Consider the following 12,159-nt stretch of genomic DNA (forward strand, 5'->3'; position numbering starts at 1 on the left):
ATGAAAGTCTCGCTTTTCTACGAATTTCCGCTGCCGCGTCCGTGGGCACCTGACGACGAGCACACGCTATTTCAGGACGGCCTGGAGGAGGTCGAACTGGCGGACAAGGCCGGGTTTTCCACTGTGTGGCTCACCGAGCACCACTTCCTCGAGGAGTACTGTCATTCCACCGCGCCGGAGATCTTTCTCGCCGCAGCAAGCCAACGGACCAAGAACATTCGGCTCGGCTTCGGGATCATGCACCTTCCGCCGCCCGTCAACCACCCTGCCCGAGTCGCCGAACGCATCGCCACCCTCGACCTGCTCTCCAACGGGCGGGTGGAATTCGGCACCGGTGAATCGTCGTCGGTCGGTGAATTGGGAGGGTTCGGGATCGACCCCGCCGACAAGCGGGCCATGTGGGAGGAGGCGCTGGAGGTCGCAGTACGCTGTATGACCGAGGAGCCGTTCACCGGGTTCAAGGGCCGCCACGTCGAGATGCCGCCCCGCAACGTCGTACCCAAGCCGCTGCAAAAGCCGCACCCGCCGGTGTGGGTTGCCTGCACGCGACCCGCCTCGGTGCAGATGGCCGCGCAGAAATGCATCGGCGCGCTGAGTTTCGCCTATACCGGCCCAGGCCCGCTGACCGAACGCGTCAACGGCTACTACAAGGAGTTGGAGGAGCACGGCGCTCCCGTGACGCCGCAGATAAATCCGAACATCCTCGCGATCGGCGGTGACCTGTCAATGATGGTCGCCCCCACCGATGAGCAGGCCGTCGAACGCATTGGAAAAGGCGGCGGATTCTTCGCATTCGGGATCATGCATTACTACATGACCGGTATGCACACACCGGGTCGGACCGGCGTCTGGAAGAGATATCTCGAAGAAGTCGAGAAAGATCCGACGCTTGCCTACGGACCCGGCCGCGGCCCGATCGGCAGCCCCGCCACGGTGCGGGAGTTCCTGCGCGGCTACGAGGAAAGCGGCGTCGACGAGCTCATCCTGCTGCTCACCCCGCGCACCCACGAGGCGACCATGGAATCGATCGAGCTGATGGGCAAGCATGTGCTGCCGGAATTCATCGAGCGCGACGAGAAGGCCAGGGCCGATAAGGCGAAGCGGCTCAAGCCCATCATCGACAAGGTCGAAGCGCGTCGGCGTGCATCTCAGACTCCCGAATTCGACGAGAGCTACGCGTTCGGCGGCCTGCCCACCGGTCGAGACCACTACACCGCGAACGAGGTGTCCTTGGCGATGGACGAGATGAACGCCGGCATCGAGCAGGCCGCCAAGAGACTCAAGCAGGAAGGCTGGGCCAGCCGAAACCCATCTGCCGACCAGCAGCGAACGACGTGAACCATGGGACAGATCGACGAACTTTGGCGCTACGACGGCCGCAGGGCGGTGGTGACCGGGTGCTCGTCGGGCATCGGTGCGCAGGTCGTGCATCAGCTCACCGAGCTCGGTGCCGACGTGGTCGGACTGGATCTGCAGCCCCCGACATTCGACATCAGCGAATTTGTCGAACTTGACCTGGCCGACCCCGCGTCAATCGACTGCGCCGCCGCCTCGATCGGTGATCGGGTCGATGCGCTGTTCAACGTCGCCGGTGTCTCCTCGGGAATCGGTGACCCGCTGCGGGTGGTCACCATCAACTTCCTCGGTCTGCGCCAGCTCACCGAGGCGCTCACCCCTACGATGCCGGCGGGGTCGAGCGTCGTGAGCGTGTCTTCGTTAGCGGCCGCCGCGTACCGGGAGCATCACGAACAGGTGGCCGGCCTCTTGCATACCCGGACGATGGCCGAGGGGATAGATTGGTGTCGCGCTCAACGGGATGCATTGGCCGACGGGGGCTACCGGTTATCGAAAGAGGCGGTCATCCTCTACACGATGAAGAACACCGTGCCTTTGGGCGTTCGAGGTATTCGCATCAACTGCACCGGCCCGGGAGTCACCGAAACCCCGATACTCGGTCAGCTGCGCAACGCCTACGGTCAGCAATACCTCGACAACATCACCAAACCACTGGGCCGCAATGCTGAACCCGCCGAACAGGCCGCGGTGCTGGTGTTCCTCAACAGTCGGGCCGCCAGCTACATCACCGGCCAAGTCGTATGGGTCGACGGCGGCAATATCGGTGCCGCCATCGGCCGCGACCTGGAGAAGGGACGGGTCCGGTGGCCAGCTTGACCGAATTCCGCAAAGTCGCCCGCCAAGTGTGCAATTGGGGACGCTGGGGCGACGCCGACGAGCTGGGGACACTGAACTTCATCACCGCCGAGAAGGTTGCCGAGGCAGCATCCCTGGTCAAGCACGGTAAGGTCTTTCCGCTTGGGGTCGACTTCGGGTCGGGCGGCCCACAGGGCGCGTTTCAGTTTCGTCATAACCCGATGCACGTCATGACCGTCGACGGCGGGGATGCGAGCACCCTGGCCCGCTATGGTCCCCGGTGGGCCCGCAACAGTGTCGCACAGCAGCTGAGCGGATATTTCGAGGACAATCCGTTCCGATTCAACGACGACATGATCATCATGCCGCTGCAGGCGGCCACCCAATGGGATGCGCTGTCTCATGTCTACTACGACGACCAGCTCTACAACGGATTCCCGGCGAGCTCAGTCACCAGCTTCGGTGCGTATCACTGCGGTATCGACAAAGTTGATGGCAAGGGCATCACCTCGCGAGGAGTGCTGCTGGATCTCGTCCGGCACCGCGGTGCGGAAACGTTCCTGGAGCTGGGCAATCCGATCACTCCCGAAGAATTGGACCAGGTCGTTAGGGCTCAGGGAGTAAAAGTTGAGCGCGGCGACATTGTCTTGATTCGAACCGGTTGGTGGGCAAGGTTTCTGAGCACCGGAGACGGGAGTGAACTGGGGTCAGGATTGGACTGGCGTTGCGCTGCTTGGCTTTACGATCACGACATCGCTGCTGTCGCCGCCGATAACCTTATGGTCGAAGACCCGCTGTCGGGGGTCGAGGGAACGTTTTTGCCGATGCACATGCTCTGCCTGCGGGATATGGGGTTGATGCTCGGCGATACTGGGACCTCACCGCGCTGGCCGAAGACTGTGCGGCCGACGGTGTCTACGAATTCCAGCTCGTCGCCCCGCCCCTGAGAGTAATTGGTGCTGTGGGTTCGCCGGTCAATCCAATCGCAATAAAGTAGGTATGTCATGACGCAAAGCATTGGGCCATTGGTCGTCGGGGTCGGAGGCACCCTGCGCTCGAACTCATCGACGGAACGAGCGCTGCGGCACTGCCTGGCATCGGTGGAAAGACAAGGGGGGCGTGTCAGATTGTATTGCGGCGCCGACATCGAACTGCCGATGTACAACCCGCACGACCCGGCCCGCACCCCGAAAGCGGTCGAACTCATCAGCGCGCTGCGGGAGGCCGACGCCGTCGTCGTCGGCTCGCCGGGCTACCACGGTGGCGTCTCCGGGCTGGTGAAGAACGCGCTGGACTACATCGAGGACATGCGCGACGATTCCCGGGTCTACCTCGACAACAAGCCATGGGGGTGCATCAGCTGCGCCTACGGATGGCAGGCGGCCGTGGGCACGCTCGATCAGCTGCGAGCCATCGGGCACGCGCTGCGCGCCTGGCCCACTCCGCTGGGCGTCGCGATCAACTCTGCCGACCAGATCTGGGACGAAACGGGTGAACTCGTCGACGCCGGGGTGCGCAGCCAGCTCGAATTGCTGGCGTCGCAGGTGCTGACCTTCGCGCGCTCCACCGGGATCTCGGGCCCCAACTGAGGAGCAGTGGTTGCAGTTTGAGCGCAGGACCATGCTGGTCGACGGGCTTGTCACCAGTTATCTGGAAGCCGGGCGCGGCGACCCGGTGGTGTTGCTGCATGGCGGCGAATTTGGCGCTAGTGCCGAAATCGGTTGGGAACGCAACATTGCCGCGCTCGCCGAGCAGCATCGTGTACTGGCCCCGGACCTGCTGGGCTTTGGCGAATCGGCGAAAGTCATCGACTTCAACGACGGGCGCGGTATGCGGATCCGGCATGTGGCCCGATTCTGCACCGAGCTGGGCATCGACGCCGCGCACTTCGTGGGCAATTCGATGGGTGCCATCATGCTGCTCACCGACGCCACGTCGAATTCGCCGCGGTTGCCGATGCGCAGCATGGTGGTGATCTGCGGGGGTGGCGAAATCCAGCGCAATCGCTACATGCGGGCGCTCTACGAGTACGACGCGACGCTGCCGGCGATGCGCCGCATCGTTGAGGCGCTGTTTTACGACGCCCGCTATCCCGCCGACGACGAGTACGTGCGGCGCCGTTACGAGTCGAGCACCGTGCCGGGAGCATGGGAAGCGGTGGCCGCGGCCCGGTTCCGCCGTCCGGGCGCGCCGCCCCCGCCGACGCCGTCGAGCGCACGCCCCTATGAGCGCGTCGGCGTGCCGACACTGGTCGTGGAGGGCGGCGGCGACAAACTCCTTCCCGCCGGTTGGGCCGCCGAAATCGCCAAGCAGATCGACCGCGCAGGTTGGCAGGTGGTCGAGCGAGCCGGGCACTGCCCGCAAATCGAAAAGGCCGACGTCGTCAATGAACTCCTGCTCGAGTTCTTCGATCAGTTACGGTGATCTCTGCGCCTGGGGATTTCAGATCACCGTAAGACCTCGCCCGTTCACGCTCCGTTCATCTTTAAAGCCCCGTATATTCGCGGTGTGTTCAACTGTTTCGCCGCCAGGCACCGGCGCCTCAGGGAGTCGAGGGTCAACGGATTCACCGCCGCGTTGAGCCTGCTGGCGATCAGTGCCCTGGTGCTGGCGGGATGCAGCGGCAAAACGACCAGCTCATCGTCGGACGCCAATAGCGGGTCGGTAACTGTGAACTGCGGCGGCAAGAAGAAACTGCATGCCAGCGGGTCCACCGCGCAGGTGCACGCCATCGAGCAATTTGTCTACGCCTACATCCGGGCATGCCCTGGTTACACGCTCGACTACGCGGCGAACGGCTCCGGCAAAGGGGTGGAGGAGTTCGTCAGCAACGAAACGGACCTGGCCGGCTCCGACAAGCCGCTGGATCCGTCGAAGGGTCAGCCCGACCGGGCCGCGGCGCGATGTGGTTCGCCGGCGTGGGATTTGCCTGCGGTTTTCGGCCCGATCGCGATCACCTACAACATCAAAGACGTCAGCACGCTGAACCTGGACGCCCCCACCATCGCGAAGATCTTCAACGGCGGCATCACGATGTGGAACGACCCGGCGATCAAGGCGCTCAACGGCGACACCAATCTGCCCGCAACACCGATCCACGTCATCTTCCGCAGCGACAAGTCTGGCACTACGGCCAACTTCCAGGATTATCTCGATGCCGCATCCGATGGCGCGTGGGGCAAAGGCACCGGCGAGGTGTTCAACGGCGGTGTCGGTGACGGCTACAACGGAAATGACGGCACCTCCGCGGCCGTCAAGAGCACGGATGGGGCGATCACCTACAACGAATGGTCCTACGCGGTGGGGCGACAGTTGAGCATGGCTCAGATCATTACGTCGGCCGGCCCTGATCCGGTAGCGATCACGACCGACTCGGTCGGCAAGACGATTGCCGGGGCCCGGTTCAAGGGTCAGGGCAACGACCTGGTGCTCGATACGGTGTCGTTCTACAAGCCGACGCAGCCGGGCGCCTACCCGCTGGTGCTGGCGACCTATGAGATCGTGTGCTCGAAGTACCCGGATTCGGCAACCGGCGCCGCCGTAAAAGCGTTTATGGAAGCCACAATCGGTCCGGGCCAAGAGGGCTTAGACCAATATGGATACATTCCGCTGCCGAAGTCGTTTGAGTCGAAATTGGAGACGGCGGTGAACGCTATCTCGTGATTAAAGTCGGCGCGTCTCAGCAACCGGAGATCGAATTTTATGAAATGACTCGGAATTGGCTATGAGTAGCACCACCGTGCAGCTTTCTGGCCACGCAATTGTCGTGCTGACGCATAGCACCGGATCGCCGGCGCCGGGGTGGGCACGAGGAGCCGCGGGCTGCCGTGGCACCGCGGCGAGGCTGACCGGGGGAAGGGAGCATTGACAGTGAGCAACCCCCAGCTTTCGCGGGTTGGATCGCGGTTTGGGCCGTACCAGCTGATGCGTCTTCTCGGCCGCGGCGGGATGGGCGAAGTCTATGAGGCTGAAGACACTCGCAAACACCGGGTGGTGGCGTTGAAGCTGATCTCTGGCCAGTTTTCCGGGAACCCGGTGTTTCGTGCGCGCCTGCAACGCGAGGCCGACGCGGCGGGGCGGCTCACCGAGCCGCATGTGGTACCGATCCATGACTACGGCGAGATCGACGGGCAGTTCTATGTGGAAATGCGCCTGATTGACGGCATCTCGTTGCGCAACATGTTGTTACGCCAAGGTCCGATGCCCCCGGCACGCGCGGTTGCGATCTTGAGCCAAGTCGCCAGCGCCCTGGACGCCGCGCACGCCGCGGGCGTCACGCATCGGGACGTGAAACCGGAAAATATCTTGATCACCGGCAACGACTTCGCCTACCTGGTGGACTTCGGTATCGCCCGCGCCGCGACCGACCCCGGTCTGACCCAGACCGGGACCGCGGTCGGGACCTACAACTACATGGCTCCCGAACGGTTCAGCAGTGACGAAGTTACCCATAGCGCCGACATCTATTCGCTGGCGTGCGTGCTGGCCGAGTGTTTGACGGGCTCGCCCCCCCTATCCGACGGACAGCATGGAGCGATTGATCGCCTCGCACCTGATGCAGCCGCCGCCGCGGCCCAGCGAGTTGCGGCCTGGAAAAATTCCGCCGGCGCTAGACCAGGTGATCGCCAAAGGCATGGCGAAAAACCCGAGCGAGCGTTATCGGAGCGCCGGTGAGCTGGTCCGCGCAGCCCACGATGCGCTGACCACATCCGAGCAGCACCAGGCCGCGACGATTCTCCAGCAAAGCGAGGAAGAAACCCGTCCGGCCCGCGCTGTGAGCGCGGCCCCTCAGACCACCCCTGCTCCTGCCGCCCCCCGCACCGGGGCGACCATGGCTCGTCCCGCGCCGTCGGGCACCGCCGCCGGGATGCCGGCGGCGGGATGGTCACCCACGCCTGCGCCTACCAACCTGCCCGGGTGGCTGCAGCCCCAGGATCGCCGCCAAGGCAAGCGCGGCATGCTGATCGGCGCGACGGCGCTGGTGATCGTCGCCGTCATCGCCGCGGTTGCCTACCTGGTACTGGCGCCGCCGCACGGCAATCAGTCGGCGGCGGGACAGACTGTGCTTCCGTTCAACGGCCTGAACTTCCGCCTCTCCCCCCGGCGGGGTGGCGCTGGACAGCGCCGGCAGCGTTTACGTCACGAATCAGGGCATGTACGGCCGCGTCGTGAAGTTGCCGGCGGGCTCGAGCACGCCAGCGGTGTTGCCGTTCTCCGGCTTGTATGAACCGCAGGGCGTTGCGATCGACAGCGCCGGCACGGTGTATGTATCCGACTTCAACAACAGGGTTGTCAAGCTGCCGGCCGGATCGAACAATCAGACCGACCTGCCGATCATGGGCCTCAACTACCCCGAGGGCGTGGCGGTGGATACGGCCGGCAACGTGTATGTCGCCGACCGGGGCAACAACCGGGTGGTGAAGCTGGACGCTGGGTCCAACACCCAAAGCGATCTGCCGTTCACCGATCTCAACCATCCCGACGGCGTGGCGGTGGATACCGCCGGCAACGTCTACGTCACTGATACCGACAACAACCGGGTGCTGAGACTCGAAGGCGGGTCCAACCAGGTGGTGCTGCCCTTCACCGGCGTCAACGTGCCCTGGGGCGTGGGGGTGGACAAGGCCGGGAATGTGTACGCAACCGAGCACGACGACAGCAAGGTGGTGAAGTTGGCGGCCGGGACCAACACCACGACCGTGCTGCCGTTCACTGGCCTCAACACCCCACTGGGCGTGGTGGTGGACGACGGCGGCAACGTGTACGTCGCCGACCGAGGCAATAACAGGGTGGTGAAGTTACCACCGACCTGACGTCGAGCTCACCGCGGTCGGCTTGCGAATACTCGGATCCCCCCGGCGACCAGGTTGACGGCGGCCACGACGACGATCAGGGTCAGGGCGGCGCCCCAGACCCGCAGGTAGCCGGCGTGTTCGGGATTGTCGAGTTCGGTGTAGATCAGCAGCGGCAGCGAGGCCATGTTGCCGTTGAAGATGTCATAGTTGATCGAGCGGCTGTACCCGACGAGTACCAGCACCGGGGCGGTTTCGCCGATGACGCGCGCGATCGACAAAAAGACACCGGAGATGATGCCCGGCAGCGCGGTGGGGATGACGATCCGCACGATCGTCTTCCATTTCGGAATCCCTAAGGCGTAGCTGGCCTCGCGCAGTTCGTCGGGCACCAGCTTGAGCATCTCCTCGGTGGCGCGCACCACGATCGGCAACATCAGCAATACCAATGCCAGCGAGACCGCGAAGGCGCTCTGCTCGAATCCCAGGGTGGCGATCCACAGACTGAAGATGAACAACGCCGCGACGATCGAAGGCACCCCGGCGAGCACGTCGACCATGAAGGTGGTCAGCCGCGTCAGCCGATCGGGGCCATATTCGGCCAGGTAAACCCCGACCATCAAGCCCAGGGGAACGGCGAGAATCGCGGCCACCGTGGCCTGCACTACTGTCCCGTAGATCGCGTGGTACACCCCGCCGGCGAACTGCTCGGGCAATACACCTCGCAACGAGTGGGTCCACCAGCCGGCCCGGGTGACGGCATACCAGCCTCGCTTGACGACGACCCAGAGCAACCACACCAGCGGCACCATTGCGATGAGGAACGAGGTAAAGAAAAGCGTTGTCGCAAAGGCATTTTTGAGTCGTCGACCGATGCTGATGCCGCGAAACACCGGCGCTTTGACCGGCTGGTCAAGCGCGACTGACCTCATGCGTTGACCTTTCCGCCCGCGATCGCGCGGGCACCGGCGTTGACGATAAAGGTAAGCACGAACAGGGCAAATCCGGCTGAGATGTAGGCGCCAGTCGGCAACGGTTGGCTGAATTCAGTGGCGGCAGAAGCGATCTTGGAGGCGAATGTATACCCGCCATCGAACAGCGACCAATTTCCGCCGTGCACGGTCGAACGCAGGATGATCAGCACCGCCACGGTTTCGCCCAAGGCGCGGCCCAGACCCAGCATTGACGCCGCCACGACACCGCTGCGCCCGTACGGCAGGACGGTCATGCGCACCACTTCCCACTTCGTGGCGCCAAGCGCCTGCGCTGCCTCGATGTGCGTAATTGGCGTCTGCTGGAACACTTCCCGCGATACCGAGGTGATGATCGGCAAGATCATCACCGCAAGGACGATGCCGGCCGTGAAGATGCTCCCGCCACCGGCCAGCGACACGTTGCCCTTTTTGAACAGAAACAGCCATCCAAGTTCGCGATTGAGAAACAACGCAACCGGCTGGAGTTGCGGCGCCAGCACAAAGATCCCCCACAACCCGAAGATGATCGACGGCACCGCGGCCAGCAGATCGACCATCGCGCCAAGTGGGCGCGAGACTCTTGCCGGCACGTACTGGGCGAGGAACACCGCGATCCCGATCGCCACCGGCATGGCCAGTACCAACGCGAACACCGAGCTCAGTACCGTGACCATGAACAGGTCACGGATGCCGAACGCCAGGTTGTCGGGATCGGTGGTGTCGAACTTGGCACTGGTCAAGAAGTTGGCGTGGTTCGCGCGCAGCGACGGTACCGCGCGCAGCAGTAGGAAGGTCGCGATCAACCCGATCGCAGCGACGACCGTCAAACCGGCAGCAACCGCTACCGCCTTGAATAGCCGGTCTTCCCGCCGTGCTGCGCGCACGTTGATCGCCGTCAGCGGCGTTGACCCCCCGGGGCCGGCCCGCCGGGTGAGCGATTCTTTGGCCATGACGGCCTCAGATTACGAGATGGCGTTGATCGCGGTCGACAACCGTGGCTTGAACCCATCCGGAATCGGGATATACCCGTTGTCCGCCAGGCCCGCCTGACCGGGACCGATGGTGGCCTGCAAAAACGCCTTGACCGCAGTGCCGACATCGGACTCCGGGTATTTCGAGCAGACGATCTCATACGTCGCCAGCACGATCGGATAGGCGCCGGCCTGGGTGGGCTTGTAGAACGACATCGTGTCGAGCACCAAGTCGTTACCCTGCCCCTTGATCGTTGCGCCGGAGATCGTCTTGCCGACCGAATCCGGGCTGATCGACACCGGCTCGGGGCTCGCCGAGGTGACGATCTTCGCCATGTTCAACTTTTGCGCTTGGGCGAACGACCACTCGTTGTAGGTGATCGCGCCCTCGGTTCTCTTCACCGCCGCGGATGTGCCGTCATTGCCCTTCGCACCTTCGCCGACACCGCCGTTGAACGTCTTCCCGGAGCCCTTGCCCCATGCACCGTTGGATGCGGCGTCAAGGTATTCCTGGAAGTTGGCGGTGGTGCCGGACTGGTCGCTGCGGAACACGACATGGATCTGCTCAGCCGGCAAGGTCGCGCCGGCGTTGAGCGCCTTGATCGCGGGGTCATCCCAGTTTTTGATGGTGCCGTTGAAAATCTTGGCGGTCGTCGGCCCGTCGAGAGCCAGTGTGCTTAGGCCTTTGATGTTGTAGGTGACCGCGATCGGGCCGAACACCACCGGCAGGTCCCATGCTGGCGAACCACACCGCTGCTGGGCCTTGCTGTGTTCCTCCGCGCTCAGCGGTACGTCTGAACCGCCGAAATCGGTTTGCTTGCCGATAAATTCGGTAATCCCCGCACCCGACCCGTTGGCGGTGTAGTTCAGCGTTTGACCTGGGCACGCCTGTTCGAACGCGTTGACAAAGCGCGCCATCGCGTTGGCCTGGGCGGTCGAGCCGCTGGCCTTGAGCGTCTTCGACCCGCCACAATTCACCTTTGCCGCCGAGCCGCCGGACGTCGGCTGTCCTTGCTTCACGTTGTTCTCGGTGCCACACGCGGACAACACCAGCGCGCCGGTGGCCACGACACCGAGCGCAGCGCCAAATCGGTTGAGTTTCAAATCGGCTCCTTCGAATCGTCGGCGAGTAAGTCCGAAGCCTCGAACAGATCCCGCGGCCGCTCGACCCACGGCGCACGGGATTCCGGATAACAGATGACCCCACCACCGCGGTGAACGTATCACGCATAGGGGCCGCGCAGTCGAAGAACCAGGGTTTCCCAGGCCATCATCAGGTGACAACTGATCGCGCGAATCAGAGGTTGGCCTTGTTGTGGTCGGCCGAACTGCAGCCGAATCTTCCGGTTGGCGACTCCGCTGCTGTCGCGCCCGCCTAAATCAATCGCTTGACTTAACCACGGCGACACCGATTAACTCGTCGTGTGGTCAACGAACTGGCCGGCAAGGTCGCGATCGTCACCGGCGGCGCATCGGGTATCGGGGCCGGCATCGTGGAGAAGTTTCTCGCCGAGGGTGCGCGGGTGGTGATAGCCGACATCGACGCCGAGCGGGGCAGTGCCCTGGCGGAAACTCATGGCCCTCAAGCGCTTTTTCGGCAAACCGACGTCGCCGACGTCGGCGACGTCGGCGCGCTGGTGTCGGTGGCGGTGCAGCATTTCGGCGGGCTGGACATCATGGTCAACAACGCCGGCATCCCCAGCGCGATGCACCGCAGCTTCCTCGACGACGACCTCGCCGACTTCCACCGGGTGATGGCGGTCAACGTGCTCGGGGTGATGGCCGGTACCCGCGATGCCGCGCGGCAGATGAGAGCCCACGGCGGGTCGATCATCAACATGTCATCCATCGGAGGCATCCTGGCAGGTGGCGGTGTGATGACCTATCGCGCGTCCAAGGCCGCGGTTATTCAGTTCACCAAATCGGCCGCCATCGAGTTGGCGCAGTACGGCATCCGGGTCAATTGCATAGCGCCCGGCAACGTTCCCACGCTGTTGCTGGCCTCGTCGGTGGCCGGCAAGACGGGCGAAGAACTCGCGCGGTTCGAAAGGGCGATCCGCGAACAGATGCGGGCAGATCGGCCGCTGGAGCGAGAAGGCACACCCGGCGACGTCGCCGAGGCCGCGCTGTATTTTGCCGGCGATCGATCCCGCTATGTGACCGGCACCGTGTTGCCGGTCGACGGCGGGACCGTCGCAGGCAAGCCAATGCGGCGGCGCGGTGATACGGCGCGACCATGATTTTAAATCAATCGCTTGACTTAACCGCGGC

At 63.8% G+C, this 12,159-nt stretch carries 9 protein-coding genes and 2 pseudogenes; 8 read left to right on the plus strand and 3 right to left on the minus strand.

Annotation, left to right across the window (positions count from 1 at the left end):
* The 7 genes and pseudogenes from MHEC_RS04130 (at position 1) to MHEC_RS04160 (ending at position 7,964) form a co-directional block, all read left to right on the plus strand.
* The gene (locus MHEC_RS04130; protein WP_048890136.1) at positions 1-1,338 is read left to right on the plus strand and encodes an LLM class flavin-dependent oxidoreductase; all 1,338 of its coding nucleotides are present in this window, start codon (positions 1-3) and stop codon (positions 1,336-1,338) included.
* Positions 1,339-1,341: 3 nt separating this feature from the next.
* The gene (locus tag MHEC_RS04135) at positions 1,342-2,172 is read left to right on the plus strand and encodes a coniferyl-alcohol dehydrogenase (protein ID WP_048890135.1); all 831 of its coding nucleotides are present in this window, start codon (positions 1,342-1,344) and stop codon (positions 2,170-2,172) included.
* A pseudogene (locus MHEC_RS04140) lies at positions 2,160-3,148 on the plus strand (cyclase family protein). Before MHEC_RS04135 ends, MHEC_RS04140 begins: the two are co-directional and overlap by 13 nt.
* A gap of 7 nt (positions 3,149-3,155) precedes the next feature.
* Positions 3,156-3,740 carry an NADPH-dependent FMN reductase gene (locus MHEC_RS04145; RefSeq protein ID WP_048890133.1) on the plus strand — a complete coding sequence of 195 codons (585 nt, stop codon included), beginning with the start codon at positions 3,156-3,158 and terminating at the stop codon, positions 3,738-3,740.
* Positions 3,741-3,771: 31 nt separating this feature from the next.
* Positions 3,772-4,575 (plus strand): alpha/beta fold hydrolase, encoded by an 804-nt coding sequence (locus MHEC_RS04150; protein WP_372507392.1) that lies wholly within the window; start codon positions 3,772-3,774, stop codon positions 4,573-4,575.
* Between the two features lie 153 nt (positions 4,576-4,728).
* Positions 4,729-5,814 (plus strand): phosphate ABC transporter substrate-binding protein PstS, encoded by a 1,086-nt coding sequence (gene pstS / locus MHEC_RS04155; RefSeq protein WP_099869211.1) that lies wholly within the window; start codon positions 4,729-4,731, stop codon positions 5,812-5,814.
* A gap of 261 nt (positions 5,815-6,075) precedes the next feature.
* A pseudogene (locus MHEC_RS04160) lies at positions 6,076-7,964 on the plus strand (serine/threonine-protein kinase PknD).
* Between the two features lie 8 nt (positions 7,965-7,972).
* Here MHEC_RS04160 and pstA read toward each other — a convergent pair.
* Genes pstA through pstS (MHEC_RS04175) form a run of 3 tightly spaced genes read right to left on the minus strand, consistent with a single transcriptional unit; the run spans position 7,973 to position 10,992 of the window.
* The gene (gene pstA, locus MHEC_RS04165) at positions 7,973-8,875 is read right to left on the minus strand and encodes a phosphate ABC transporter permease PstA (RefSeq protein ID WP_048890130.1); all 903 of its coding nucleotides are present in this window, start codon (positions 8,873-8,875) and stop codon (positions 7,973-7,975) included.
* Entirely contained in the window at positions 8,872-9,867 is a 996-nt protein-coding gene (gene pstC, locus MHEC_RS04170) for a phosphate ABC transporter permease subunit PstC (RefSeq protein WP_048890129.1), read from the minus strand. The genes pstA and pstC overlap by 4 nt, the downstream gene beginning before the upstream one ends.
* A 12-nt stretch (positions 9,868-9,879) precedes the next feature.
* Positions 9,880-10,992 (minus strand): phosphate ABC transporter substrate-binding protein PstS, encoded by a 1,113-nt coding sequence (gene pstS / locus MHEC_RS04175; RefSeq protein WP_048890128.1) that lies wholly within the window; start codon positions 10,990-10,992, stop codon positions 9,880-9,882.
* 320 nt (positions 10,993-11,312) lie between these two features.
* Here pstS (MHEC_RS04175) and MHEC_RS04180 point away from each other — a divergent pair, with 320 nt between their 5' ends.
* Positions 11,313-12,128: an SDR family oxidoreductase gene (locus MHEC_RS04180; RefSeq protein ID WP_048890127.1), complete on the plus strand. Its 816-nt coding sequence runs from the start codon at positions 11,313-11,315 to the stop codon at positions 12,126-12,128.
* Positions 12,129-12,159 lie beyond the last annotated feature (31 nt).

The sequence above is a fragment of the Mycobacterium heckeshornense genome, assembly GCF_016592155.1.
Taxonomy (GTDB): Bacteria; Actinomycetota; Actinomycetes; order Mycobacteriales; family Mycobacteriaceae; genus Mycobacterium; species Mycobacterium heckeshornense.

What these genes read in the sequence shown, in the direction of transcription:
- MHEC_RS04130 (WP_048890136.1), top strand. Translation starts at nt 1, where the DNA reads ATGAAAGTCTCGCTTTTCTACGAATTTCCGCTGCCGCGTCCGTGGGCA.
- MHEC_RS04135 (WP_048890135.1), top strand. Translation starts at nt 1,342, where the DNA reads ATGGGACAGATCGACGAACTTTGGCGCTACGACGGCCGCAGGGCGGTG.
- MHEC_RS04145 (WP_048890133.1), top strand. Translation starts at nt 3,156, where the DNA reads ATGACGCAAAGCATTGGGCCATTGGTCGTCGGGGTCGGAGGCACCCTG.
- MHEC_RS04150 (WP_372507392.1), top strand. Translation starts at nt 3,772, where the DNA reads ATGCTGGTCGACGGGCTTGTCACCAGTTATCTGGAAGCCGGGCGCGGC.
- pstA (WP_048890130.1), bottom strand. Translation starts at nt 8,875, where the DNA reads ATGAGGTCAGTCGCGCTTGACCAGCCGGTCAAAGCGCCGGTGTTTCGC.
- pstC (WP_048890129.1), bottom strand. Translation starts at nt 9,867, where the DNA reads ATGGCCAAAGAATCGCTCACCCGGCGGGCCGGCCCCGGGGGGTCAACG.